This window comes from Nocardia brasiliensis NBRC 14402 (genome assembly GCF_000308475.2).
GTDB lineage: Bacteria > Actinomycetota > Actinomycetes > Mycobacteriales > Mycobacteriaceae > Nocardia > Nocardia brasiliensis.
The window spans coordinates 1-24,153 of the sequence record NZ_BAFT02000094.1 but is presented as its reverse complement, the minus strand read 5'-3'; the positions used below and the strand labels follow the sequence as shown (position 1 = coordinate 24,153).

General features: G+C 68.7%; 27 protein-coding genes. 11 read left to right on the top strand and 16 right to left on the bottom strand.

Features of this window, described 5'->3' with window-relative positions; genetic code table 11:
* The first annotated feature begins 23 nt into the window (after positions 1–23).
* Entirely contained in the window at positions 24–242 is a 219-nt protein-coding gene (locus tag TY25_RS31785; protein ID WP_014980887.1) for an RNA-binding S4 domain-containing protein, read from the top strand.
* 9 nt (positions 243–251) lie between these two features.
* On the opposite strand, the gene rraA is transcribed toward TY25_RS31785, so the two are convergent.
* The 8 genes from rraA to TY25_RS31745 form a co-directional block, all read right to left on the bottom strand.
* Positions 252–740: a ribonuclease E activity regulator RraA gene (gene rraA / locus TY25_RS31780; protein ID WP_042262388.1), complete on the bottom strand. Its 489-nt coding sequence runs from the start codon at positions 738–740 to the stop codon at positions 252–254.
* Between the two features lie 55 nt (positions 741–795).
* Positions 796–1,161 carry a DUF5313 family protein gene (locus TY25_RS31775; protein WP_042262386.1) on the bottom strand — a complete coding sequence of 122 codons (366 nt, stop codon included), beginning with the start codon at positions 1,159–1,161 and terminating at the stop codon, positions 796–798.
* 70 nt (positions 1,162–1,231) lie between these two features.
* Positions 1,232–1,711, bottom strand: coding sequence for an SRPBCC family protein (locus tag TY25_RS31770; RefSeq protein WP_042262384.1), 480 nt, complete (start codon positions 1,709–1,711; stop codon positions 1,232–1,234).
* Between the two features lie 49 nt (positions 1,712–1,760).
* Positions 1,761–2,714 carry a CopD family protein gene (locus TY25_RS31765; RefSeq protein ID WP_052383332.1) on the bottom strand — a complete coding sequence of 318 codons (954 nt, stop codon included), beginning with the start codon at positions 2,712–2,714 and terminating at the stop codon, positions 1,761–1,763.
* Positions 2,711–3,253: a copper resistance CopC family protein gene (locus TY25_RS31760; protein WP_172595730.1), complete on the bottom strand. Its 543-nt coding sequence runs from the start codon at positions 3,251–3,253 to the stop codon at positions 2,711–2,713. Before TY25_RS31760 ends, TY25_RS31765 begins: the two co-directional genes overlap by 4 nt.
* Positions 3,250–3,903, bottom strand: coding sequence for a YcnI family copper-binding membrane protein (locus tag TY25_RS31755; RefSeq protein ID WP_042262382.1), 654 nt, complete (start codon positions 3,901–3,903; stop codon positions 3,250–3,252). The genes TY25_RS31760 and TY25_RS31755 overlap by 4 nt, the downstream gene beginning before the upstream one ends.
* A 38-nt stretch (positions 3,904–3,941) precedes the next feature.
* A complete protein-coding gene (locus tag TY25_RS31750) occupies positions 3,942–4,466 on the bottom strand; it encodes a hypothetical protein (protein WP_052383331.1) in 525 nt (174 codons plus the stop codon).
* 12 nt (positions 4,467–4,478) lie between these two features.
* Complete coding sequence (locus TY25_RS31745) at positions 4,479–5,123, bottom strand: DUF6474 family protein (RefSeq protein WP_042262380.1); 645 nt, start codon at positions 5,121–5,123, stop codon at positions 4,479–4,481.
* Between the two features lie 266 nt (positions 5,124–5,389).
* On the opposite strand from TY25_RS31745, the gene TY25_RS31740 reads away from it, so the two are divergent.
* The 3 genes from TY25_RS31740 (at position 5,390) to TY25_RS31730 (ending at position 9,958) form a co-directional block, all read left to right on the top strand.
* Positions 5,390–7,036, top strand: coding sequence for a TM0106 family RecB-like putative nuclease (locus TY25_RS31740; protein WP_042262484.1), 1,647 nt, complete (start codon positions 5,390–5,392; stop codon positions 7,034–7,036).
* Positions 7,033–8,991, top strand: a complete 1,959-nt coding sequence (gene htpG, locus TY25_RS31735) for a molecular chaperone HtpG (protein ID WP_042262379.1) — start codon at positions 7,033–7,035, stop codon at positions 8,989–8,991. Before TY25_RS31740 ends, htpG begins: the two co-directional genes overlap by 4 nt.
* Positions 8,992–9,139: 148 nt before the next feature.
* Positions 9,140–9,958 carry a class I SAM-dependent methyltransferase gene (locus tag TY25_RS31730; protein ID WP_042262376.1) on the top strand — a complete coding sequence of 273 codons (819 nt, stop codon included), beginning with the start codon at positions 9,140–9,142 and terminating at the stop codon, positions 9,956–9,958.
* Positions 9,959–10,016: 58 nt separating this feature from the next.
* Here TY25_RS31730 and TY25_RS31725 read toward each other — a convergent pair whose 3' ends face one another.
* Positions 10,017–10,784 carry an SDR family NAD(P)-dependent oxidoreductase gene (locus tag TY25_RS31725; RefSeq protein WP_042262482.1) on the bottom strand — a complete coding sequence of 256 codons (768 nt, stop codon included), beginning with the start codon at positions 10,782–10,784 and terminating at the stop codon, positions 10,017–10,019.
* 235 nt (positions 10,785–11,019) lie between these two features.
* Between TY25_RS31725 and TY25_RS31720 the strand changes: the two genes are divergently transcribed.
* Positions 11,020–11,898: an SDR family NAD(P)-dependent oxidoreductase gene (locus tag TY25_RS31720; RefSeq protein WP_042262373.1), complete on the top strand. Its 879-nt coding sequence runs from the start codon at positions 11,020–11,022 to the stop codon at positions 11,896–11,898.
* Positions 11,899–11,921: 23 nt separating this feature from the next.
* Positions 11,922–12,584, top strand: coding sequence for a TetR/AcrR family transcriptional regulator (locus TY25_RS31715; RefSeq protein WP_042262372.1), 663 nt, complete (start codon positions 11,922–11,924; stop codon positions 12,582–12,584).
* Between the two features lie 386 nt (positions 12,585–12,970).
* On the opposite strand, the gene TY25_RS31710 is transcribed toward TY25_RS31715, so the two are convergent.
* The 3 genes from TY25_RS31710 to TY25_RS31700 form a co-directional block, all read right to left on the bottom strand.
* The gene (locus TY25_RS31710; protein WP_042262370.1) at positions 12,971–13,702 is read right to left on the bottom strand and encodes a TMEM165/GDT1 family protein; all 732 of its coding nucleotides are present in this window, start codon (positions 13,700–13,702) and stop codon (positions 12,971–12,973) included.
* Positions 13,703–13,996: 294 nt separating this feature from the next.
* Positions 13,997–14,524 (bottom strand): hypothetical protein, encoded by a 528-nt coding sequence (locus TY25_RS31705; protein ID WP_041563241.1) that lies wholly within the window; start codon positions 14,522–14,524, stop codon positions 13,997–13,999.
* 283 nt (positions 14,525–14,807) lie between these two features.
* Complete coding sequence (locus TY25_RS31700; RefSeq protein ID WP_014980904.1) at positions 14,808–15,431, bottom strand: superoxide dismutase; 624 nt, start codon at positions 15,429–15,431, stop codon at positions 14,808–14,810.
* 189 nt (positions 15,432–15,620) lie between these two features.
* Here TY25_RS31700 and msrA point away from each other — a divergent pair, with 189 nt between their 5' ends.
* Positions 15,621–16,301: a peptide-methionine (S)-S-oxide reductase MsrA gene (gene msrA / locus TY25_RS31695; protein WP_042262367.1), complete on the top strand. Its 681-nt coding sequence runs from the start codon at positions 15,621–15,623 to the stop codon at positions 16,299–16,301.
* Positions 16,302–16,363: 62 nt separating this feature from the next.
* On the opposite strand, the gene TY25_RS31690 is transcribed toward msrA, so the two are convergent.
* Complete coding sequence (locus TY25_RS31690) at positions 16,364–16,975, bottom strand: hypothetical protein (RefSeq protein ID WP_029892322.1); 612 nt, start codon at positions 16,973–16,975, stop codon at positions 16,364–16,366.
* A 518-nt stretch (positions 16,976–17,493) separates the two neighbouring features.
* Between TY25_RS31690 and TY25_RS31685 the strand changes: the two genes are divergently transcribed.
* The 4 genes from TY25_RS31685 to TY25_RS31670 all read left to right on the top strand — a co-directional run bounded on the left by TY25_RS31685 (position 17,494) and on the right by TY25_RS31670 (position 21,521).
* Complete coding sequence (locus TY25_RS31685; protein WP_370466193.1) at positions 17,494–17,865, top strand: rhodanese-like domain-containing protein; 372 nt, start codon at positions 17,494–17,496, stop codon at positions 17,863–17,865.
* Between the two features lie 80 nt (positions 17,866–17,945).
* Positions 17,946–18,941, top strand: coding sequence for a DUF4328 domain-containing protein (locus TY25_RS31680; RefSeq protein ID WP_236639160.1), 996 nt, complete (start codon positions 17,946–17,948; stop codon positions 18,939–18,941).
* The gene (locus tag TY25_RS31675; RefSeq protein WP_042262362.1) at positions 18,938–19,705 is read left to right on the top strand and encodes a glycerophosphodiester phosphodiesterase; all 768 of its coding nucleotides are present in this window, start codon (positions 18,938–18,940) and stop codon (positions 19,703–19,705) included. Before TY25_RS31680 ends, TY25_RS31675 begins: the two co-directional genes overlap by 4 nt.
* An 895-nt stretch (positions 19,706–20,600) precedes the next feature.
* The gene (locus TY25_RS31670; RefSeq protein ID WP_042262360.1) at positions 20,601–21,521 is read left to right on the top strand and encodes a DUF5926 family protein; all 921 of its coding nucleotides are present in this window, start codon (positions 20,601–20,603) and stop codon (positions 21,519–21,521) included.
* Between the two features lie 256 nt (positions 21,522–21,777).
* Here TY25_RS31670 and TY25_RS31665 read toward each other — a convergent pair whose 3' ends face one another.
* The 3 genes from TY25_RS31665 to TY25_RS31655 form a co-directional block, all read right to left on the bottom strand.
* Positions 21,778–22,326: a ferritin gene (locus tag TY25_RS31665; RefSeq protein WP_014980911.1), complete on the bottom strand. Its 549-nt coding sequence runs from the start codon at positions 22,324–22,326 to the stop codon at positions 21,778–21,780.
* Positions 22,327–22,397: 71 nt separating this feature from the next.
* Positions 22,398–22,940, bottom strand: a complete 543-nt coding sequence (locus tag TY25_RS31660; RefSeq protein WP_042262358.1) for a ferritin — start codon at positions 22,938–22,940, stop codon at positions 22,398–22,400.
* A gap of 10 nt (positions 22,941–22,950) precedes the next feature.
* Positions 22,951–24,153: LCP family protein (locus tag TY25_RS31655; protein WP_042262357.1), on the bottom strand; the 1,203-nt coding region annotated here is incomplete at its 5' end.

Genomic DNA, 24,153 nt, shown 5'->3' with positions numbered 1-24,153 from the left:
GGTGCAAGGTAAGGATGTAACCCATGTCAGAACCAGTCGACGTACCGATCGATGACGAAGTTATTCGGCTAGGTCAGTTCCTCAAGCTGGCCAACCTGATCGAATCCGGCTCCGAGGCGAAGACGGTGATCGCCTCCGGCCTGGTCCGGGTCAACGACGAGGTGGAACTGCGCCGCGGTCGCCAGCTACAGATCGGCGACGTCGTCGCCCTGGCCGGACACAAGGCCAGAGTATCGGTCTGAGCTGCTCGTTCAGTCTTCGGCGCGCACGACGACACCGTCGTGATCGCTGTAGAGCATGTCGCCGGGAACGAAAGTGACACCACCGAATTCGACGGGGACGTCACGATCGCCCGTGCCGGTCTGGGTGCTCTTGCGCGGGTTGGTGCCGAGCGCCTTCACCCCGATGTCGAGGGTGCGCAGGATCGCCGAGTCGCGCACCGCGCCGTTGATGATCACGCCTGCCCAGCCGTTGTCCACGCCGCGCCCGGCGATGATGTCGCCGACCAGCGCGGTGTGCACGCTCGCGCCGCCGTCGACCACCAGCACCTTGCCCTGCCCGGGTTCGCCGAGGGTCTGCTTGACCAACAGGTTGTCCTGGAAGCAGCGGATGGTGGTGATCCGGCCTGCGAAGGCCGCGCGGCCACCGAACTGGATGAACTGCGTGTCGCAGCTGCGGATCTCGGGGCCGATCTCGTCGGCCAGGTCGGCAGTGGCAACAAAGTCCTGGGATTCGGTCACGCGCTCAGCTTAAAGGCGGCCGAGGCGGGATTCGCTCCCGGTGTGCCGAGGGCCGCTACCGGTGCCCGTAGCGCAGTTCGTACCTCTCGCGATCGTGTTCGGAGAATTTGGCGTGGTCGGCCAGCTCGGGGTTCAGTCCGTGCTGGACGAGGCGGAAGCGGCGCCAGACGTAGCTGAGCGCGACGGTGAAGATGACCAGCGGCACGATCATCATCACGATCAACCCGAGCTTGAGCGCCATCGGTCCCGGAAAGAGCAGGACCAGCGCGAAGAACGGGATAACGGGGCCGAGAAACCGGACGAGATAGCGCTCCATGGCCCCGTGTCCGACGAGGTCGTGGATGACCCACTCGTGCAGCTCCCCGGGGAGCTCGCGGCCGAGATCGTAGGCGATCCGTTGCCGCATCGTGGGGGTTTTCATACCTTCAGGCTATGCCTGTGGCATTGGTCACCGCTAGGTTGCCGGGTCGCCGGATTCGCCGCTCGCGCGCTCAGCGCACCGGCTGATCCGATTCGCCGGCGCGGGCGGCGTGGAAGGCGGCGATCTGGGTGATCAGGTTGTGCGTGGTGTGCTGCACCGCGATCTTCACGAACGGTTCGATGGTCTTGCCGAGCGCGCGTCCGGCCAGTCCGCCGGGCACCCGGTAGTCGACGATCGCGTCGACGGTGCACCGCGCGTCGCCCTGGGGATGGAACAGGAAGGTCGATTCGATCTCGAAGCCCTTGATCGACTTCACCGCGATGACCTTGTTCTCCTCCCAGCGCACCACCTCGATCCGCGATTTCAGCGAGGCGGGGCCGAGCTTGATGTGCCCGTCGAAGGCCGCGCCGACGCCGGTCGTCTGCGTGCCGACCGGGGTGAAGGACTGGATGCCGTGCAGGAAGCGCGGCAGGTTCTGATAGTCGTCGATGTACGCGAACGCGGATTCCGCCGACGCGGCACAGTCCTCGACGATCTTCACTTCGGTCATGCCCGAACAGTAACCGGTTCTGCTCTCGGTCGTCCGGTCAGGACCTGGGTCAGGCGGTGACCGCGAGGGTGGCCGCGAGCCCGAAGGCGAGGGCCATCACGACGACCTCGAGGACCGCTCGGCGCAGCGAGGCATCGGCGGTCACGCGATGGTCGGCGGCCCGGCCCACCCAGCTGCGCCGCCACCACCAGCCCAGCCCGAGCAGACCGAGCAGCACCACGGTTTTCGCGAGCAGGATGCGGCCGTAGCCGGTGTCGAAGAACGGCGTGATCCCGCCGACCTCGAGCAGTCCGTTCAACAGCCCGGTCACCGCGACGAGCACGACCAGCGGCAGTGCCATGGCCGAATACCGGGGCAGCGCAACGGCCCACGTGCCGCGGGTACGGACCACCAGCGCGAGCGCGACCAGCAGCCCGAACCAGGCCGCCGCGGCCAGCGCGTGCACCGCGGCCAGCACCGAGCCGAACGCGTGCTGGGACATGTGCCCGGTGATCGGGCGCAGCGCCAGCGTGACCGCCGCGAAGACGAGCACCAGGTCCGGCGCGGCGATATCGGTCCGCCGGAAGGCCAGCGCCGCGTAGCAGGCGATCGCGCCCGCGCCGATCAGGATCGCGATGCCGACCTGGCCGCCGCTCACGTCGAGCAGGTAGTCGCCGAACGACCCCGCGCCGAGCCCGCCGACCGGCACGCCGAGCACCTCGGCCGCCTCGGCCACCAGCACCGCGAACTCGGTGCCGCACCAGAATCCGGCGAGCATGGCGAGCAGGCGCCACGGCGGCGACAACTTCGCGTGCACCCGGGGCAGTGCGGCGAGGCCGAGCACCACTGCACCCGCACCGTCGGCGAGCACCCGAGCCACCGATTGCGCGGCGAACCCGGCGGGCAGGCTCAGCGCCCAGGCGAGCAGCACGCCGAGCAGCCCGGCCGGGACGATCAACAGCACCGGCCACGGCGCGCCCGCGGTGTCCCGCCGCGCGCCGCCGCCGATCGTCTTACCGGTCACTGTCGTGTTTTCCGGCTCCTGCCGCCGAACAGGGCGAACGCGAGCCCGCCGCCGAACAGCACGACGGCGCCGACGATGAAGACCCACAGCGGCACGCCGCCGGACTCCTCCTCGTCCGAATTACCGTTCTTGGCACCGGGTTTGGGCCCGGGGACACCGTTGCCCGCCTTGCTGAGCGTGAACTGCCGCTTGCCGCTGACCGGGTGGCCGTCGGCGGAGGTCACCCGGTAGGCGACGGTGTACACCCCGGCCGGGCCGAGTTCGCCCACCGGCACGCTGACGGTGTTGCCCTCCACCGTCGGCTCGCCCTTGGACCACAGGTTGCCGTCCGGCCCGACCACGGTGAGCGACGGGTAGTTGGGCTGCAACGCCTCGTTGAAGGTGATGCTGGCCCGCGCGGGACCCACCTCGATCGTCGCGCCGTCCTCCGGCACGCTGCCGGTCGGGGCGGAATGCGCGGCCGCGGTTCCCGTTGCGGCCAGGCCGAATCCGAGTAGGAACAGTCCCGCGACGAGCGCGGTGAACAGCCGGCGGGTCACGACTGCCGTGCCCGGATCACGTTGCCGAGACCGAGCGCGACGCCGAGCAGGCCCAGCGCCAGCCCGATGCCGCCGAGCCAGCGCGCGGTGTTGTCGGTGTCGTCGGCGGGACGGTCCGCGCTCGCGGTGTCGACGCTGTGATCGTCGGTCGCCTTGCCCTTGGCCAGGGTGAGCGACGGCGCCGGATGTTCGGGCTCGGCACCGTCTTTGCCCGCGGGCTGGTCCCACGCGACGACTTTGCCGTCGCTGTAGGTCTGCTTGGTCGGGAAGCTGACGGACTCCTGCTTGGGCAGCGGCCCGACCGAGACGGCGAAGCGCTGGAACTGGCCGGGGCCGACGCCCGGGTTACCCGGCTCCGCGGTCCAGGTGATCGCGGTGATCTCGGCCTTCTCGTTCTTCTCGACCTTGGCCGACCAGCCCGGAATCGGTTCGGTGCGTGCGCTTTTCAGGTTGGGCACGGTGACGGTGAGCGCGGTGGTGCTCGCGGTCTCGGATTCGGTGGGCACCCGGAAGGTGGCCACCGCGTAGGAGCCCTGCTGGGCGCCCGGCGCGTCGACGGTGACGTGCGCGGCGGCGCTACCGCAGGCCAGCAGCGCGAACGTGGCGGCGGCAGCGGCGGTGCCGGTGGCGCGCGAAATCGAACGGTACATGGGAGGTCTTTTCTGTCCGAGGGGGAGTGGTGCGGCGGTCAGGCGGGCACCGGTGGCGCGCGCGGGCCGATCGCCCCGTTCGGAGTGCAGTGATAGTGCGGGAGACCAGGATTGGACCAGTGCGCCGGGCCCGCGACGCGCACCGGGGGCGGCTTCGCGAGTACCGCGCGCACCGCGCCGGAGGCCGCGGCGTAGAGCCGCTCGGCGGTCGTGATCAGCGCGGCGCAGCCGGCGGTGGCCACCGCGTGCGCGACGAGCATCCACCCGGTGGGCAGGACGGGGACCGCGGTCGTCGCGGTGGTGTGTTCGTGGCCGATCAGGCCGGACAACGCGAGATGACCCGCGAGCTGCCCGAGGGCCAGCAAGGTGAGCACCGCGGCGGGCGCGGCCGCGAGTCTGGCTGCCGCGCAACCCGATACCGCGGCCGCCAGCAGTACCAGCGCCGACTCCGCCGAACCCGGCAGGCCACCGCCGGCGACGCCGTGCGCGGCGATCGCGAGCACGGCGACCAGCACACCGACCAGGCCACCGCGCAGGTGGCCGCTGGTCGGTGACTCGGACATCGCGAAAGGGGGTCAGCGCACGCCGAGGCGGGCCAGTACGTCGGACTCGACCTGGGACAGCTCCTCGGAGATGGAGGCGTGCACCGTGCGGCGGCGGGGCGCGGGCATCTGCTCGGCGGTCTGCACCGCGGTGGCCAGGCTGTCCAGGCGGGCCTGGGTCGAGGCGACGAACTTCTGCGTGTCGCCCTTGTCCTTGCCGTCCTGCGCGCCGACCTTGCCAAGGGCCGCTTCGGTATTCGCGATCCGGGCCTGCAACCGGGCGCCGTGGCCGGCGAAGTCGCCGAGCTGCTCGATGCCGATCCCGAGCTGCTGGGCCTTGCGGATGTCGAGCTGGCCGCGCACGAAGGTCGCGGCGCGGTAGGCCAGCGGCGCGAGCACCGGGATCAGCACCCGGGCCACGCCGAGGTACTTCTTCACCTGGCTCGCGCTGAACAGTTCGCGCTCGGCCCGCGCCGCCACCTTGAGCGCGGCCTTCTCCTCCGCCTGCAGCGTGGAGATCTGGGCCTTGGCCACCTTGCGCTGGGTACGGGCCTCCGCGCGGCGGGCCTTGCGGTCGTTCTTGGCGACCAGTTTGGCCTCCAGACCGGCCTTGTGCTTGAGGGCTTTCGCCTCGGCCCTGCGGCTCGGCCGCCGCTTGCGCTTCGTGAACAACCCCATCGAAGGCCCTCCGTCATGCTGGTTTGCCATGGCAGTACGACGCCGGGGAAAGCCCGTCCGCCCATGTCACACGGTTTGTCCATACCCTATCGGTTCAACTGCGACAGCCAAGAGCGTAGGGCCTCGCTCCCGGTACCGAAGGCAAGTGGGGAGCGGCTCGAAACGTGCCCGTGCGCACGGGGTTCGTGGGTTTGTCGGGGGGAGGGACCATACTGCATTACGTGGATTCGGGCATCGGTGACCGGGAAGGTCGCAAGCACAACGGCATGGCCGTGGAACGGCCGGCCGGTGTCGCGGATGCGCCGACCCCCTTCATCGACGCGCGCGCGCTGATCGGTTGCCGGCACCGGCTGCATCTGGACGCGGCCCATCCGGGAGCCCTGACGGGCGTCAGCGAAGACCCGGGCGTGCGGCAGCGCCGCGAGGCCGCCACCGCGCATCGGCTACGCGTGCGGGACGCGTTGATCGCGGCGGATCCGGACGGCTGGGTGGTCATCGATCCGGCGCTGCGGGCGTCCGAACGAGCCGCGGCCACCATGCAGGCGTGTGCCGACGGCGTGCGCCACATCTGGGGCGCCCTGCTACCGCAGGAACCGGAGACCGGCCGGCGCGGCGGCTCGGAGATCCTGCTGCACGACGCCGACCGCGGCGGCTATATCCCGGTGATCGTGGTGAACCACAAGGTGACCGACCCGCGCCAGCCCGAGCCCGCCGATTTCCACCCGACCACCTCGGACCCGTATCACTGGGATCCGCAACCGGATCGGCACCGCAAACTCCGCCAGCAGCCCCGGGACCAGCAGCGCCTCGCGCACCTCTACCGAATGTTGCAGCGGCACGGCCTGGCCAGCCCCGCCCTGGTCGGCGGCGTGATCGGCTATCACTTCGACCGCATCCTCGTGCACGACCTCGGGCCCATCCTGGCCGACTACGACCAACGCTATGCCGACCGGGTCGCGGTGGTCCGCGGGGAATTGCCGACGGTGCCGTCCAAGGTGCCCGAGTGCCGGCAGTGCCCGTGGTGGACGCGCAGTATCGAGGGGCCGAGCTGCGAGGGCTGGCTCATCGAGCACCGCGACGTCAGCCTGGTCGCGCCCGGTTCCCGCGCCGAGGTGCTGCGCAGGCACGACGTGCAGACCATCGACGATCTGGCGAGCTGGACCGGCGAGGACCCGGACGATTGGCAGCACGGCCCGTTCGACGAGGCGGTGGTCACCGCCCGGGCCTGGATCGCGGGCGCACCGCTGGTACGCCGGGTGCCCTCGGTGCAGGTGCAGCGGGCCGACGTCGAGGTCGACGTGGACCTGGAGAGCTTCCAGGAGTACGGCGCGTATCTGTGGGGCACGCTGCTCGACGGGGTGTACCGCCCGTTCGTCACCTGGGACCCGCTGCCCACCGAGGACGAGGGCCGCTCCTTCGGCGAATTCTGGACCTGGCTGATGACGGTGCGCGCGGAAACCAGGGCGCACGGGAAAACCTTTGCCGCCTACTGCTATTCGCGTACCGCCGAGGACAAGTGGCTGTACGAGTCGGCGCGCCGGTTCGCGGGCAGGCCGGGCGTGCCGACGGTGGACCAGGTGCGCGCGTTCGTGGACGGGCCGGAATGGGTGGACATGTTCCAGGCCGTGTCCGACCAGTTCATCTGCCCGAACGGCAAGGGACTCAAGAAGATCGCGCCGGTCGCGGGCTTCGCCTGGCGCGACTCCGAGGCGGGCGGCGAGGCGTCGATGAGCTGGTATCGGCTGGCCGTCGGCTACGAGGACGCGCCGGACATGTCCCAGCGCACCCGTTTGCTGGAGTACAACGAGGACGACGTGCGCGCCACCCAGGTGCTGCGCGAATGGATGTCGAATCGGGCCGACCTGGAGGTTCCTGGCCTCGAGGATTTCGGGAGACGTACTATCGCGACGTGACAGAGCACGTCGAACAACTCGAGTTCCAGGCAGAAACCCATCAGCTGCTCGAGCTGATGATCCATTCGGTCTACTCCAACAAGGACACCTTCCTGCGGGAGCTGATCTCGAACTCCTCCGACGCGCTGGACAAGCTGCGGCTGGAGTCCTTCCGGGACAAGGATCTGCACGTCGACACGTCCGACCTCCACATCGAGCTGGCGGTGGACAAGGACAACCGGATCCTCACCGTTCGAGACAACGGCATCGGCATGTCCCGCGCCGAGGTGGTCGACCTGATCGGCACCCTGGCCAAGTCCGGCACCGCCGAGCTGCGCAAGAAGCTCAACGAGGCGAAGTCCGAGGCCGCGGCCGAGGAGCTGATCGGCCAATTCGGCATCGGCTTCTACTCGACCTTCATGGTCGCCGACAAGGTCACGCTGACCACCCGGCGCGCCGGGGAGACCGAGGGCACCCGGTGGGAATCCGCCGCCGGCAGCTCGACCTACACCATCGAAACCCTCGACGAGGCCCCGCAGGGCACCGCGGTATCGCTGCACCTGAAGCCCGCCGACGAGGAAGACCACCTTTTCGACTACACCCAGGAGTGGAAGCTTCGGGAGATCGTCAAGAAGTACTCCGACTTCATCGCGTGGCCGATCCGCATGCAGGTCGAGCGGACCGTCACCGAGGGAGAGGGCGAGGAGAAGTCCGAAAAGACCATCCTCGAGGACCAGACCCTCAACTCCATGAAGGCGTTGTGGACCCGCCCGAAGAGCGAGGTCAGCGACGAGGAGTACAAGGAGTTCTACAAGCACGTCAGCCACGCCTGGGACGATCCGCTGGAGATCATCCCGATGAAGGCGGAGGGCACCTTCGAATATCAGGCGCTGCTGTTCCTGCCCTCGCAGGCGCCGTTCGACCTGTTCACCCGTGAGCACAAGCGTGGTGTGCAGCTCTACGTCAAGCGGGTGTTCATCATGGACAACTGCGAAGAGCTGATGCCGGAGTACCTGCGCTTCGTCAAGGGTGTGGTGGACGCGCAGGACCTCTCGCTCAACGTGTCCCGCGAGATCCTGCAGCAGGACCGCCAGATCCAGATGATCCGCAAGCGGCTGGTCAAGAAGGTGCTGTCCACGGTCAAGGAGCTGCAGGGCGCCGAGGACCAGGGCAAGTACCAGACCTTCTGGCGCGAATTCGGCCGGGTGCTCAAGGAGGGTCTGCTCGGCGATTTCGACAACCGCGAGACCATCCTGCAGGTGTCGTCGTTCGCCTCGACGAATTCCGAGTCCGAGCTGACCACGCTCGCCCAGTACGTCGAGCGGATGCCCGAGGGCCAGGACGCGATCTACTACATGACCGGCGAATCCCGGCAGCAGATCGAAAGCTCCCCGCACATGGAGGCTTTCAAGGCCAAGGGCCGCGAGGTGCTGATCCTGACCGACCCGGTCGACGAGATGTGGGTCGGCTCGGTGCCGGACTTCGACGGCAAGCCGTTCACCTCGATTTCCAAGGGCGAGGTCGACTTGGAGTCCGAGGAGGAGAAGAAGGCCTCCGAGGCGCTGCGCGAACAGCAGGACAAGGACTTCGCCGAGGTGCTCACCTGGCTCGGCAAGACCCTGGACGAGAACATCAAGGAGGTGCGCCTCACCAACCGGCTCACCACCTCGCCCGCCTGCCTGGTCGGTGATGTCTTCGACTTCACCCCGATGCTGGAGCGGATGTACCGCGCGTCCGGGCAGGCGCTGCCGGAGTCCAAGCGGATTCTGGAGCTCAATCCGACGCATCCGCTGGTCACCGGCCTGCGCGACGCGTACGACACGCGCAAGGAGGACGCGGACGCGGGCAAGGTGCCCGAGCTGACCGAGACCGCCGAATTGCTGTACGGCACCGCCGTGCTGGCCGAGGGCGGCGAGCTGAAGGATCCGGCGCGGTTCGCGCACATCCTCACCGATCGGCTCACCCGCACCCTCTGAGTTCACCTCGCGCACACTCGACGGCCACCCGATCCGCGGATCGGGTGGCCGTCGGCCTTTGCTTCGCGCACAGCGATTTTCGTTCGAGTTGGTGGTCCGGCGCGGCCCTAGGCGGTTAAATTTGGACATTCGAAAGGATCGCCAGCTCATGTCCGGAAACCCCCTCGCCGTCGCCGAGCCGTGGGATCTCGTCGCCGACGGCTACGCGGAATTCGCGCCCGCGCTGATGCAGCCGTTCTCCGATCGCGCCCTCGAATTCGCCTCGCTGACAACGGCTTCGCAGGTAATCGATGTCGCGGCCGGTACGGGACTGCTGAGCCTGCTGGCCGCACCGCAGGTGGCGCGGGTACACGCGATCGACTTCTCCGAGCCGATGCTGGCGCGGCTGAGCGCCGCCGCCCGGGCCGCCGGACTGACCAACATCGAGACGCGGGTGGGCGACGGACAGGACCTGCCGTACGAGAGCGACCGGTTCGACGCGGGGTTCTCCATGTTCGGGCTGATGTTCTTCCCGGAGCGGGCCAAAGGTTTCGGCGAACTGTTCCGGGTGCTGCGCCCGGGCGGGACGGCGGTGGTGTCCAGTTGGGCGCCGGTGGTCGAATCTCCGTTGATGCGCTTGATGTTCGGCGCGATCGCGGCCGCCGACCCGAGCCTCCAGGAGCCGCAGCCCGACTACCTCAGTCTGGAGAATCCGGAGATCTTCGAGACCGAGATGCGCCGGGCCGGCTTCGAAGCCGTGTCCATCCAACGCCATTCGACCGCGCTGGCCTGCGCCGACGCCGAACAGCTGTGGGACACCATGGTGCGCAGCAGCGCGCCGCTGATGCTGATGCGGCGCAACGTCGGCGAGCAGGTGTGGGCCGAGCGGGTATCGCTGATGCAGTCCTACCTGGCCGCCAACTACCGGCCGAACCAGCCGCTGTCGACCACCGCGTTCCTCGGTATCGGGCACAAGCCCGCGCCCTGAAAACCGAAAGCCGCCGCCGACCGGGCCCGGTCGACAGCGGCTTTCACGCAGGGCAGGCCTAGCGCGGGGCCATGCGCAGCGCGCCGTCCATGCGGATGGTCTCACCGTTGAGGTAGTCGTGCTCGACGATGTACTGCGAGAGCTGCGCGTACTCGTCCGGGCGGCCCAGGCGCGACGGGAACGGCACGCCGGCCTCGAGGCCCTTGCGGTACTCCTCGGTGACGCCGGCCAGCATCGGGGTGTCGATGATGCCGGGGGCGATGGTGTTCACCCGGATGCCGAACTGGGCCAGGTCGCGCGCGGCCGGCACGGTCATGCCGTGCACGCCGCCCTTGGACGCGGAGTACGCGATCTGGCCGATCTGGCCCTCGAACGCGGCCACGGAGGCGGTGTTGATGATGACGCCGCGCTGACCGTATTCGTCGACGGCGTCGGTCTTGGAGATCGCGTCGGCGGCCAGGCGCATGACGTTGAAGGTGCCGAGCAGGTTCACGGTGATGACCGTGCGGAACAGCTCGAGGTCGTGCGGGCCGTTCTTGGACAGGATGCGCCCCGCCCAGCCGACGCCCGCGCAGTTCACCACGATGCGCAGCGGCGCACCGGACTCGACGACCTTCGCGACCGCGGCGCCGACCTCGTCGTTGCTGGTGACGTCGGCCGGAATGAGGGTGACCCCGGCGGGCACGTTATCGCCCGCGCGCTCGATGGACTGCGGCACATCCAGGCCGAAAACGGTGGCCCCCAGCTCGGCGAAACGCTTGGCAGTGGCGGCGCCGAGGCCGGATGCGCCTCCGGTGACAATGGCGGCGGAACCCGAAATCTCCACGATGGTCCTCTCGTTCGTGACAGCCAGTTGGCCCTTCGTCAATTGCACCCTAACGGGTGTGCCCACCGGACCCGATGAGGCCTCCCTCTCATTTCGGCACCGGCGAACAGCCCGGCTGCCGCGGGGTTACCCGCGAGCGAACGGGCGGTGCGCCGCGCACCCGGGTCGCACAGCGCGCCCGGTGCGCGTGGATTATTTGCGAACAGATGTGTTCTTGGGTGGTACCGTCGCTGGCATGAAGCTGTTCTCCGCGGCGTCCGTGGCCGGTCGCAAGGTATTGATCACCGGGGCGGCGCGGGGGATCGGGGCCGCGCTGGCTCGGCAACTGCACGCCCACGGCGCCCGGGTCGCGCTGCTGGGGTTGGAGCCGGAACTGCTCGCCGAAGTCGCGGCCGACTGCGGGGACGCGCCATGGCGCTACTGCGATGTCGGCGACGTCGAACAGGTCGACCGGGTGGTGCAGACCCTGGTCGGCGAGCTCGGCGGGTTGGACGTGGTGGTCGCCAACGCGGGCATCGCACGGCAGCTGCCGTTGCTCGGCGGCGACACCGCGGTGATGGAGCAGACGCTCGCGGTCAACGTCCTCGGCGTCTACTACACGTTGCGCGCGGCCGGGCCGCACATCAGTCACGCGAACGGCTATGCGCTGCTGGTGTCCTCGCTCGCCGCGGCGGTCAATCTGCCGCTCGTCGGCGCGTACAGCGCGGCGAAAGCGGGGGTGGAGGCCCTGGGCAACACGTTGCGCATCGAGGTCAAGCACACCGGCGCGAAGGTGGGCGTCGCGTACTTCGCCGAACTGGACACCGACATGACCTCGCGCGGATTCGGTACCGACGCGGCACGCGCCATCATCGGGCGCGCCACGGTCTCCGGTGTCGCGCCGCTCGGCCCCGCCATCGACGCGGTGGAAAAGGCCATTGCGCGCCGGAGCCGCCAGGTCGTGTCACCGTGGTGGGTGGCCTACGTGCTGCCCGCCCGGCCGGTCGCCCAGCGGGTCGTCGACCTCGCTTTGCGGCGCGGCGTACCGCGTGCGCTGGAGATCGCCCGGAAGGAAGCGGCACCCTTCACCACAGACCAACCAGACAGACCACGCAAAATGGAGCGGCCCGTCTAGACCGACAACACCGGAGTTCCTGAATGACCGAATCGGCAACCAGCGCACGGCAACTCCCGCGGGGCAGGCACGGCCTGCCCCGGGAGCAGGTGGTCGCCTCGCAGCGCGAGCGCATCTTGATCGCGATGGCCGAGGCGATGGTCGAGAACGGTTACGTCGGAACCTCGGTCGCCGCGATCCTGAAGCGGGCCGGAGTCTCCCGGGAAACCTTCTACGAGCAATTTCGTTCCAAGGAGGCCTGTTTCGAGGCCGCGTACGAGCGGGCCGCGCAGCATCTGCTCGAGCGCATCGCCGGTGCGTCGCTGGAAGCCGACGGAGCGCAGACCGCGCCCACCGAGCTGGACCCGGTGACCCGGATGGACAAGATCTTCGCCGCCTACCTGCAGCACCTGGTCGACGACCCGGCCAGCGCCCGCCTGTTCCTCGTCGAGGTCTACGCGGTCGGTTCGGCCGCGATCGCCCGCCGCGCCCAACTACAGGAGCTGTTCGTCGGCCTGATCGCCGACGTCCTCGACGCCCGCACCGACGAACAACGCTTCGCCTGCATCACCCTGGCCGCCGCGATCAGCGCCATGGTCACCGGCCGAATCGCCGCCGAAGACCTGGACGGCCTGCTCGCGCTCCGCGCCCCACTCCTGGACCTCGTCCGCCGCGGCGGACCCCTATACGGCGAAGCCCTCGCCTGACCCGTAGCTCCCGCCCGGTCTCCGCAGGCATGCAACGGCTGCCCGCAGGTCCCGCGCGCTCCGCAGCTACCCAACGGTCCGCCGCGCAGTTCCGCGCGCGTTCCGCAGATGGTCAACGGCTGCCGCGCAGGTTTCAGCGCGCCGCGCGCGTGTCGTTCGAAGGACGCGCGCAGGGCGACAAGCTGTGCGCGCCAGTGGATGTCGAATACCGTCGGCTCCCGGTCTCTGTGCTGCGCGCGTTGTTCGGGCTGAGCGCGCCCGCAGCGGCTCGACCTGTGCCGCGCGGATTTTGGCATCCCGCGCGCGGGTCAGGTGAAGGACACGCGCGCGGGGGGACGAATTGCGCGCGGCCGGCATCGGGTGGTCGGCTCGGTGGCTTCGTCCGGCTAGCGGTGGGTGGGCGGGTCCGCGGGGATCGCGGGTTGGTTTGCGGGCTCGGCCGGTGTGGCGCGGCGTAGGCGGCGGGTGAGGAGGAGGGCGGCACCGCCGAGAGCCGGGGCGGTCGCGGCGAGCAGGGCGACGACGAGGCCGCCGAGATCCGGCGCGGCGGCCGAGATCAGGGTCATGGCACCGAAGTAGAGGAACAGGAGGCCGGAGCCGATGCCGATGGCGCGCTCGGGCAGGTGCTTGCCGACCAGGATGCCGATGGCGATGGCCAGTGCGTCGGCGGCGACCATGCCGATGGTCGAGCCGAGCCACACGCCGATCCAGTCGTAGTCGGTGGCCAGTGCGGCGGTCGCGAACATGGTGCGGTCGCCGAGTTCGGCGAGCAGGAACGCGGACAGCACCACGAAGAACGGGGCGGTGCTCGCGCGCAACGATTTCGGGGCCGGCTCGTCTTCGTCGGCGGTGCCGAAGTGTTCGCGCAGGGTCCACACGCCGACAGCCAGGAAGGTGAGCGCGGCGACCAGGGCGATGGCGCGGGTGGGTAGTGCCGAACCGAGGAAGTAGCCGACGCCGACCGAGAGTAGATGCACCGCGGCGGAGGCGGTCGCGATCCCGCCGAGCACCACCCACCAGCGGTAGCGCAGGGCGAACGTCAACGCCATCAGCTGGGATTTGTCGCCCAGCTCGGCGAGGAAGACGATGCCGATACTCAGCAAAACGGTGGCGATCATGATGTGTGCGGCTCCCGGGTCTCCGGCCTGCCTGCCGGAGTCTGGGTATGCCTCCGGCCGGCAACGAATGTTGTCCTGGCCGAAGGTCTCGCCCACCGGAACGAACCGGTTCACACAGCCGGACCCGTTCCCTTGTGGGGTGGCGGGTCAGTATGTCGACTATGTGATTGGGGGCTACTCCCCTTCGCTGCCGCCGACTCTACCCGCCGCACGCCGGGCATGCCAACATGCTGTAATCGAAATCGCAATGCGCACAATAAGTTTGGCGATCCGTGCGGCGGGTTTCGGGTACCCTTACGCGGCCAGCAGCATAGCCAGAACCGCAGTGTCGGGATCGCTGATCGGGTCCAGCCCGACCCGGCTGACCAGCGAGGTCACCGTGCCGTCGGACTCCGCCTCGGCCCACGCCGCACGATGTTCCAGGCCCAGATGCGGCACTCCCGGCAGCAGCACGCACCCGGACGCGGCGCCCGCGCATTCCGGCAGCGTCGGCTTGGTCTCCGAGGGCGGATGCAACATCAGCAGCGCGGTCGGCACATGACCGGCAAACCGGCCGGGGGTCAGCGCCTCTTCGCCGAGCACCGTGCCCTCGGCCATCACCAACCCGACCGTGCCGGGTGCCGGATCGTCGGGCAGGTCCTCGCGCACCCCGAACACGGTCGACGTGGCCAGCAGACCCGGCATGGAGGCCACCCGGACCGCGAGCACCAGCACCTGCGCCCACTCTTTGGTGGTGTCCGGCCAGCGACCGGAGATGACGAAACCCCGCAGCGAGCCGCGGGCTTGGAACGGCGTGATGCCGATCGGTTCATTCGTACGCATCGTGCCTCCCGTCATGAAACCGGGGGCGGCCTTGCCCGTCCTCGAACTGTGGATTCCGAGGATGACCTAATAAACACCTGGCACACAAGTACCAAAGAGTGCCAGTCGGCCGGTAGAAACCGCCTGACCAGCTGTTCTCGCTGGGCAGATGGCGCCGTCGGTCGAACCGATACCGGCCCGCGCCCCGGGCGTGTCCATCCCGGACCCCGGAAACGACCGAACCCGCGGGCAGCAACTGCCCGCGGGTTCGCGAACCCGCCGCGCGGAGGCGCGGCAATCAGACTCAGCCGAAGAACAGGCCCTTGCCCTGAGAGACGGCGCGGGCGAAGCGCTCCTGCACGTCTTCCCAGTTGACGACGTTCCAGAACGCGGTGACGTAGTCCGCCTTGACGTTCTTGTACTGCAGGTAGAAGGCGTGCTCCCACATGTCGACCTGGAGCAGCGGGATGATGCCCAGCGGGACGTTGGCCTGCTGGTCGTAGAGCTGGAAGGTCAGCAGCTTCTGGCCGAGCGTGTCGTAGCCGAGCACCGCCCAGCCCGAGCCCTGCAGGCCGTTGGCGGCCGCGGTGAACTGACCACGGAACTTGTCGAACGAACCGAACTGGTCGTCGATCGCGGCGGCGAGCTCGCCGACCGGCTTGTCGCCACCATTGGGGGAAAGGTTCTTCCACCAGATGGAGTGGTTGACGTGGCCGCCGAGGTGGAAGGCCAGGTTCTTCTCGTAGAGGAAAATGGCGCCGTGGTCGCCGCTTTCGCGGGCGGCTTCCAGCTTCTCCAGCGCGGTGTTCGCGCCTGCGACGTAAGCGGCGTGGTGCTTGGAATGATGCAGCTCGTTGATCTGCCCGGAGATGTGGGGCTCCAGGGCGCTGTAGTCGTAATCCAGATCTGGCAGCGTGTACTCAGCCACGATGTCCCTTCCTATGTCGGGCTGGGCGCGCCGTTTCGCGGGCGCACCCAACCATCATTCGTACACCCGATCGGTTCCAACCGGGCCCGAGGCCTGCGCATTCCAGCGCTGACGTCCAGCGCGCGGGCTGTGCGCCGTCGTGTCCGCGGTCCGGGCACCGGGTCGAAACCTCACGCGTAGCATCGAACCATGTCGTGGTACGACGAACTAGTGGGGCGGTTGCGCCTCCCCACGCCCGTCATGGTCGCGCCGGACAACGCGCTGCCCGGCCGTGCGGAACCGATCCTCGTGCCGGATACCCATTACGTCAACGGTCATCGGTTGCATCCACCATTTCCGGACGAACTGCAGGTCGCGGTGGTCGCGATGGGTTGTTTCTGGGGTGCGGAGCAGCAGTTCTGGCAGCTCGACGGCGTGTATACGACCGCGGTCGGCTACGCGGGCGGATTCACCCCGAATCCCACCTATGAAGAGGTCTGCAGCGGGCAGACCGGGCATACCGAATCGGTGCTGATCGTGTTCGATCCCGCGGTGCTCGATTACGGGGCCGTGCTGCGGTGCTTCTGGGAGAACCACGATCCGACCCAGGGCATGCGGCAGGGCAACGATCGCGGCACGCAGTATCGGTCGGCGCTGCTCACGGTCGATGCCGGTCAAGCCGAGCTGGCGCGCGGCAGTGCGAACGCCTTCGGGGCCCGGCTGGCCGCGGCCGGATTCGGTGCGATCACCACCGAAATCGCGGCGCTGCCCGATCTTTCGGCGTTCTACTACGCCGAGGGCTATCACCAGCAGTACCTGGCCAAGAATCCCGGCGGTTACTGCCCGGTGCACGCGACCGGGGTGAGCTGCCCGGCCGGCCGCGGCGCCTGAAGGTCACGTGAACGAAAACCGCACACCCGGTCGGTCCGGATGTGCGGTAGGGGTGCGCAGGTTCAGAGTGGCGGCGCGACACCGGGCCGCGTCGCCCGCGGATCGCCCGCGTCGTGCGCCGCCCACCAGCGCGTGGCGCCCGCGATGAACTGGGCCAGCGGGATCTCCTGGCCGTTCGCGTCCTGGATCAGCACGTTGTCGAACCACACGCGCACATCGAGTTCGCGCGGGTCGATGCCCTCTTCCTGGGAGAACTCCAGCACGTGCGCGGAGTCGTGATCATCGATGCGGGTATCGAAGCTGAGCAGCTCGCCCCACAGCGTCCACCCGCTGTCGTCGAGGTCGATGAACTCCCAGCCGTGCAGCCTGCCGCCGCCGAAGCTGCGGATCGCCTCGTCCAGGCCGTCCAACTGCAGCGGCAGCACCTGCGGTTCGACGGCGTCCCAGTTCTGCATGCGCAACGAAGCGGCGACGCGGCCGACTCCGGTGAACGTCACCTGCACGCGGTAGTCCTCGGTGGGCGTTCCGTTCTCCGGAAGCGTCAGCACCTCTAGATCGAGTCGTAGTTGTCCGGCCGCCGCGTCGACCTGCAGGCCGAGGCACGTGGCCTCGGACAGGGCGACATTGAGTCCGGCCGTGTCCATTCCGTCGAGTAGCCCCCTGCTCACGTTCATGCGCACAGGCTACCGACAGCTACCGGTGCAGCCCAATATTTAAGTTTTTCGCTAGCGTTCTCGTTTTTTATGGAACCGAACCGCACACTGCGTCGTCCAAGTAGATGTCGGAACATGCTGCGCCACAAGTTCCGAGGTCAGCGGCGGATGACCGCTCCGGGATGTACTTGGTGGAGGGGAGTCTCGGATCGGTCGTTCGCGGCCGCGTGACACGCCAGCGGTTACCGAGCGCAACACGCAGCGACCGGATTCGAGTGCGCGAGAATGCGAGCGGGTTAGCCAAGCGGTTGCTTTGATAGCCGAACCCTGGATTGGTGCGCTGTCTGATAGCCACAGCCTGTGGATGAGGTTGTGGATTATGTGGATAACTCTGTCGGAGATAGGCACATGCCGCCCCTGAGCGGGCCTCGTTCAGGGTTCCGGGACGCAGAACATACCTGAAGTATCGGCTTGCTGTCGAGGTCCCCGGCCGGGCCGGAACTGCGCGGTCCCCGCGTGCCCATGGCAGGATCGAAACCGTGACGAGTCCCCATGTCCCCTCTGTCCCGGTGGACGCGCTGCCGAGCGATTTCGACCGCGCCGCGCCGGCCACGCCGGACCCCACCCGGGCGATCCTGCTCGACGTGCGCGAAGAGGACGAATGGCAGCTCGGACACGCGCCCGGCGCGATCCACATCCCGATGGTCGACGTGCCCGCCCGGGTGGACGAACTGGAGTTCGACGTCGACCTCTACGTCATCTGCCGGCAAGGCGGCCGTTCTCTCCAGGTGGTCGAATACCTCACGCACATCGGCTTCGAAGCGATCCAGGTCCGCGGTGGCATGGTGGCGTGGCAGCAGGCCGGACGCCCGCTGATCGCGGACGGCGACCACCAGGCGAAGATCTACTGAGGGAGAGCTGAGGTGCGATGAGTACGGTTGTCCAACCTTGTGCGCGTTGCGGTGCGCGATGGGCCGTGCAGTCGACTCCGATGCACTGGTGCCCGCGCTGCCGGGGCGTGCTGCTGTCGCCCGCCCCGATCGACGCGCCCGCCGAACGCCGTAACTACCGGTGGGTGGCGCGCAGACCCGATCATCGCCTGCGCAAGAGCTCCGGCGCCCGGCCCGCGGCGACCGCGACCCCGCGCTACACCCAGATCCCGCGCTGGGGTCTGCTCGACCAGCCGCCGCGGGAACCGGCCGCCCCGGCGCTGCCGTTCGCGAAACTGACCCGCAAGGTGCCGACCCTGCTGATCACCACCGCGGTCGTGTTCGGCCTCGCGGCGCTCGCCGAGCTGCTGCGTTATCTGTTGCTGCTGCGCAACCGGACCCGGTTGATCCACCCCGCGCTGCTGTTCGCCTCCGACGCGTTCGTCGTCGGCGCCGCGCTGCTGGCTCTGCTGCTTGCGCTGATCAGTGCGCTCGCGATGGTCGGCTGGCTGATCCGGACCCGGCGAACCGTCTTCGAGCAGGCCGGTCGCGGCGAGCCGCGGTCGGTGCGCATGCTCGTGCTCGGCTGCGTCGTCCCGGTGGTCAACCTGGTGTGGCCGGGCATCTTCCTGACCGAGATCGTCGCCGAGCGCGACGATCCGCGGGCGGTACGGGCGATCCGGATCTGGTGGGCGGCCTGGGTGGTCGGCGGCCTCGTCGCGGCGGCCGCGCTGTACTGGCGGACCGCGGACTCGTTGCAGGTCAAGGCCGACGGCGTACTGTTCACGGCGTTCACCGACCTGGTCGCCGCCGCGGTCGCGCTGCTCACCCTCACCATGCTGCGCGCGATCGAGGAACGAGACGCGTTCGGCCACAGCCGGATCGCGCGCCGCTGGGTGATCGCCGTCGACCCGCCCGTACCGGTGATCGAACCCGTGCAGCCCGGCGGCCGCGGCGCACCCGCTACCGTCGAGCAGCCCGTCGCCGCGGACGCCGAACCGCAGAACCCGCCCGACGGTGCAGTGGACCGTGAGCACGAGGAGGTTATGGCCAAGTGAGCCAGGGCAGTCGCGCACCGTTCGTCGTGGCGCATCGGGGTGCCTCGGCGGCGCGTCCCGAACACACGCTCGCCGCATACGAGTTGGCGCTGCAGGAAGGCGCGGACGGCGTCGAATGCGACGTCCGGCTGACCAGGGACGGGCACCTGGTGTGCGTGCACGACCGCACCGTCGACCGGACCTCGTCCGGTACCGGCCTGGTCAGCGAGATGACGCTGGACGAACTGAAGGAACTGGACTTCGGCGCGGACGGCGAACCGTCGCCGGTGCTCACGCTCAGCGAGCTGATCACCCTCGTGCTGGACTGGCGCAGCAGGCCGACCAAGCTGTTCATCGAGACCAAACATCCCGTGCGTTATGGCGCGCTGGTGGAGAACAAGCTGCTCGCCGAGCTGCAGCGGTTCGGCATCGCGACGCCCGCGTCCGCCGATCACTCACGCGCGGTGGTGATGTCGTTCGCCGCGACCGCGGTCTGGCGGATCCGCCGCGCCGCGCCGCTGCTGCCGACCGTGCTGCTCGGCGAATCCTCCCGCTACCTCGGCGGCAGCGCCGCGACGACGGTCGGCGCGACCGCGGTCGGACCGTCGGTGAAGACGTTGCGCGAACACCCCGAACTGGTCGACAAGGCCGCCGCCGCGGGCCGCGCCACCTACTGCTGGACCGTGGACGACCCCGACGACGTCCGCCTCTGCGCCGACCTCGGCGTCAGCTGGGTCGCCACCAACCACCCCGGCCGCACCAAAGCCCTCCTCGGCAGCGCCTGACCGCACCCGGGAAATGCCGCGCACTCTCAGGCCGGACTGCGCGCAAACCAACCCTCTACGGCAGGAGGCGACCGCTGGCCGGGTAGCGCCGCGCGCTCAGGCCGGGCCACTCGCAAACCCTCCGCGGCAGCCTGTGACTGCTCGCCGGAAAGCGCCACGCCGTACGCATACCCTCCGCGGCAGGGTGTGACCGCGCGCCTGAAGCGCCGCGCGGTGGGGCAGCAAACCCTTTCGCAGCAGGTGCGACTGCTCGTAGGGTAGCGCCGCGCAGCTCAGACCCGGCCGCATCAAAACCCCTCTACGGCAGGGTGCGACCGCTGGCCGGGTAGCGCCGCGCGCTCAGGCCGGGCCACATCAAAACCCCTCTGCGGCAGGGTGTGATCGCTCGGCGGAGAGTGCCCGCGCGAGTGGGCCCGGTCGCACGCAACCTTCCGCGGCTGGGTGTGACTGCTCGGCGGAAAGTGCTGCGTGCTCAGACTCGGCCGCATCCGGACCCTGCGCGGCGGCGTGTGACGGCACGCCCCGGAAGTGCCGCGTGCTCAACGGGATTCGGGGTGGTGACAACCGGTGGCGCCGGGCTGCTGTCGACGGCTCGAACTCGAATGCTGGGGTGCGCGGCAGAACCGTCGAGCGGGCGATGACCCGTGTCGAGGGGGCGGTCCCGTTGGACGCGACAGCCGGTGAGCCGAGCGGCATCCGGGTGGTTTGTATACCCCGGTGAACGGCGGTTGCCGGGTGTCGGCGGCCGGGTCGGGGAGTGCGGGGCGGGCAGGACGGCGAACGTGGTTGGGTGCGTTGCTTATTCGGAGGCCGGTGGTGTGGCGGCGGGGCCGGGTGGGATTCGCCGACGTGGCGCGCGGGGTGGCGGCGGGCACACCCTGTAGGTTGACCCCCCGTGGGTAAGAGCAAGCGCAACAGTCCTAAGCCCGGCGGGAACCGGGCCCAGCGTCTCGCCGAGCGGAAGGCCGCGCAGGAGCAGGCGGCGCAGACCGTCACGCGTCCCTTCGAGGGGCTGGCCGCGGAGTGCGATCTGGTCGCGCTGCGCGAGTTCGTGCCGTCGGCGACCGCCGAGCTGAAGCTGGCGTCGAGCGTCGCGGCCGAGCGCCCGGTCGTGCTCGCCACCGTGCTTCCCGGTGCGGTCGCCGCGCTGGCGCGCGCGGGTGAGCCGCCGACCGGATTCGTCGGCGCGCAAACGCAGTTCCAGAGCGCCGACGCGGGTGCCGACCTGGCCGCCGCCATCCTGTGGACGCAGTCCGCCGAGCCCGGCGACTCGCTGTCGTCGGTGGAGAGTGTGGCGGGCGGTCCGCGGCTGGCCGACGTGATCGATCCGGGCGCCGCCCTGGATCTCACGGTGCACCAGGACTTCGACTGGTGGGTGCCCGAGGGCGTGCAGCCCGACGCGCAGGTGGCCGCGACCATCGAACAGGCCAAGCAGGCGATCATGCCGTCGGCGCGGATCGCGCTCGCGCCGGACACCGCAGGTGCCGCGTGGTGGGTGGATGCCGGCGAGAAGGCGCATATCCGCTGGGTCCGCCCGGAGCACGAGGACGACCTGATGCTGGCGCTGGCCCGGCTGCACGCCGCGGGCGGACTGCACCTCGGCGAAGGTTCCCGGTTCGCCGGTTCGTTCCGCACGCACGGTGTGCTCGTCCCGGTGTTCGACCTGGATCGGGAACGGCACGCGGACGAATGGACCAAGCCCGCCGAGGAATTCGGCGCCCGGCTGGCCGAGGCACTGGCCACGGATGCGCCGCTGACCGCCGACGAGCGTCGTTCGCGCGACGGTCTGCGCTCGCGTCAGGTCACCCTGCGCTGACAATTAAGCGGATTGAATTCAGTCAAAATCCAACTGAATGATCGCTGCTCCGTTAGGTTCTCCTCTGACACCGAAGGCTGGTGCAGGTGAGGGCAGTCTCACCGAAAACGATGAGGAATGAGGCACACCAATGGAGCAGATCCTGAAGATCATCACGTCCTTGATCAGCACGCTGAGCGCCAGCTAGCTCAGGGAATGGCAAAAGGCCCAGCTCGTCGCGAAGAGCTGGGCCTTGTCGCTTATCGCAGCGAGCCGATCAAACGGTGCCGCCCGCGGCCGACGGCGCGCCGGAAGCATCGCTGGGACCACTCATTTCGCGCGCGATGAACTCTTCCAGATCGAACAGGTTCGACCCGGCGCGATCGGCGATATTGAGCAGGGTGGTCATATTGGCGACCTCCTCGACCTGCTCCTTCAGGAACCACTGCATGAACTGCTCGCCGAGGTAGTCGCCCTCTTCGCGGGCCGTGCTCGCCAGCTGGATGATCTGGTCGGTGACCGTCTTCTCCTGGGCGAGGGCCAGCGCGATCGGTTCGCGCACATTCTCGAACTTGGATTTCGCGGCGTCGATCCCGGCGAGGTCGACGCTGATATCACGATCGAGGAAGTACTGCACGATCATCATCGCGTGATTACGCTCTTCGACCGCCTGCGCGTAGAACCGCTTGGCCAACTGGGGCAGATCAGCATTGTCGAACCACACCGCGATAGCGATGTATTGATGTTCGGCATTGAATTCATGCCTGATCTGATCGTGAAGCAGGCCGTGGAATTTGCTGCGCGGGGACTCCGGATGGCTGGACATAGAGGTGACATTAGCGCTGGTCAAGGCGCGTGTCATCCAAGTGCAACCTTATTGAGGCTAGTATTGCCTAATTAATTCTTTGCTGCGCCTGCCATTTTCGGCATCGTGGTATCGACGCGTTGGGGCGCCCTTAACTCGCGCGCCATGAACTGTTCGACATCGAACAGGTCGCCCGCCGCGCGGTCGATCACGGCCAGCAGCGTGGTCATCCGGGCGACGTCTTCCACCTGTTCCTTGAGGAACCACTGGATGAACCGCTCGCCGAGATAGTCGCCCGATTCGCGGGCCGCCCGCGCCAGCCCGGTGATCTGGGTGCTCCGGCTCTGCTCGTCGTCCAGCAGGAAAGCTATTGCGGCACGCGGAGATTCGAAACTGGACCGGACCTCGTGCAGCCCGCCGATCCGGATCTCCAGATCGCGATCGAGCAGATACTGGACCATCCGCAGCGCGTGCGCACGCTGCTCGGCGGACTTCGCGTAACAGTGTTTGGCCAACTGCGGCAACCGTTTCGAATCGAAGTACACGGCGGCGGCCAGATACTGCTGGGCGGCGGTGAAGCCGCGGTGCAGTTGCTCGCGCAGCAGACCAGGGAACGACTCGTCGATGTCGGCCATGTGATCGACGTTACCTGGTGAGCAGATCCTCTGGGATCGGTTGGTCCTTCGCGAGCGCCTCGAAGAATCCGCTCGCCTTGCTCTTGTCCCAGAGCAGCACGTTGCCGCTGGCGGTGTCGTCGAAGCCGCCGATCGGCACCGTCGTGGCCACCGTGTCGCCGCGCAGCGCCCAGCCGAGCTGTCCCAGGTTCCAGATGTGGTCCCCGTTGTCGACCTTCAGCGACTTGACCGTGTCCGAGGCCAGCGGCCAGAGCTTGAACGGATTGGCCAGGGTCGCAGCGCTTGTCGCCTTCTTCAGCAAGGCGGACATGAAGATGCGCTGATTGTTCATCCGGTCCAGGTCGGCCAGCGCGGTCGCGCGGCTGCGCACGAAACCGAGGGCCTCCGGACCGGTCAGTTTCTGGCAGCCCGCGGGCAGGTTTATCCCGGCCAGCGGGTCGTCGATGGCGGTGGGCAGGCACACGTCGATGCCGCCGAGCGCGTCGACCACGCCGGCGAAACCGCTGAAACCGATCTGCGCGTAGTGGTCGATGCGCAGGCCGGTGGCGATCTCGACGGTCTGCACGAGCAGTGGCGCGCCGCCGATCGCGAAGGCGGCGTTCAGCTTGTCCTTGCCGTTGCCGGGGATGCTGACATACGAGTCGCGCGGCAGACTGACCAACGTCGCCTTACCCGACTTCGGGACGTGCACGAGCATGATCGTGTCGGTGCGTTCCGGGCCGACCTCGCCGCCGGTGGCGAGCTCCTGCTCCTGCTCGGGCGACAGACCCGCGCGGCCGTCGGAACCGACGAGCAGCCAGTTGGTGCCCGGCGTGTCCCCGACGCGCTCGGCGTAGTTCGCCAACGCGGGGATACGGGTCAGGGATCGGTCGAGTTGGATCACGGCACCGATCGCGGCCAGCACGAGCACCAGCAGCAACACCAGGAACCAGCGGAAATAGTGGCGCTTGCGGCGCGGCCGCGGAGCCCGTTCCCGCCGCGGCGGCGCGGACGGTGGCGGAGGGGGCGGCGCGCCACGGAATTGACGTGGCGGCGGCGGATCCTCGCGATAGGGGACCGGCTGCTGGGTCGGCGCGTGGGTCGGCGGGCGTCGCTTGTCCATCGGTGGCGGCATCCGCGTCGCGGCCTGCTCCGGCGGCACCTGCGAATAAGCGAGCGGTTGTGCGTGCGGGCCGCCGCGCCGCATCACCTGCGTCGGTTCGACGTACGGCGC

Bases quoted from the DNA above. Each gene is read 5' to 3' on its own strand.
- TY25_RS31715 (WP_042262372.1), top strand. From the start codon at position 11,922: ATGACCGAATCGGCAACCAGCGCACGGCAACTCCCGCGGGGCAGGCAC.
- TY25_RS31785 (WP_014980887.1), top strand. From the start codon at position 24: ATGTCAGAACCAGTCGACGTACCGATCGATGACGAAGTTATTCGGCTA.
- TY25_RS31730 (WP_042262376.1), top strand. From the start codon at position 9,140: ATGTCCGGAAACCCCCTCGCCGTCGCCGAGCCGTGGGATCTCGTCGCC.
- TY25_RS31660 (WP_042262358.1), bottom strand. From the start codon at position 22,940: ATGGCCGACATCGACGAGTCGTTCCCTGGTCTGCTGCGCGAGCAACTG.
- TY25_RS31710 (WP_042262370.1), bottom strand. From the start codon at position 13,702: ATGATCGCCACCGTTTTGCTGAGTATCGGCATCGTCTTCCTCGCCGAG.
- msrA (WP_042262367.1), top strand. From the start codon at position 15,621: ATGTCGTGGTACGACGAACTAGTGGGGCGGTTGCGCCTCCCCACGCCC.
- TY25_RS31690 (WP_029892322.1), bottom strand. From the start codon at position 16,975: ATGAACGTGAGCAGGGGGCTACTCGACGGAATGGACACGGCCGGACTC.
- TY25_RS31720 (WP_042262373.1), top strand. From the start codon at position 11,020: ATGAAGCTGTTCTCCGCGGCGTCCGTGGCCGGTCGCAAGGTATTGATC.
- TY25_RS31665 (WP_014980911.1), bottom strand. From the start codon at position 22,326: ATGTCCAGCCATCCGGAGTCCCCGCGCAGCAAATTCCACGGCCTGCTT.
- TY25_RS31740 (WP_042262484.1), top strand. From the start codon at position 5,390: ATGGCCGTGGAACGGCCGGCCGGTGTCGCGGATGCGCCGACCCCCTTC.
- TY25_RS31705 (WP_041563241.1), bottom strand. From the start codon at position 14,524: ATGCGTACGAATGAACCGATCGGCATCACGCCGTTCCAAGCCCGCGGC.
- TY25_RS31745 (WP_042262380.1), bottom strand. From the start codon at position 5,123: ATGGGGTTGTTCACGAAGCGCAAGCGGCGGCCGAGCCGCAGGGCCGAG.
- TY25_RS31755 (WP_042262382.1), bottom strand. From the start codon at position 3,903: ATGTACCGTTCGATTTCGCGCGCCACCGGCACCGCCGCTGCCGCCGCC.
- TY25_RS31680 (WP_236639160.1), top strand. From the start codon at position 17,946: ATGCACTGGTGCCCGCGCTGCCGGGGCGTGCTGCTGTCGCCCGCCCCG.
- TY25_RS31770 (WP_042262384.1), bottom strand. From the start codon at position 1,711: ATGACCGAAGTGAAGATCGTCGAGGACTGTGCCGCGTCGGCGGAATCC.
- TY25_RS31750 (WP_052383331.1), bottom strand. From the start codon at position 4,466: ATGTCCGAGTCACCGACCAGCGGCCACCTGCGCGGTGGCCTGGTCGGT.
- TY25_RS31775 (WP_042262386.1), bottom strand. From the start codon at position 1,161: ATGAAAACCCCCACGATGCGGCAACGGATCGCCTACGATCTCGGCCGC.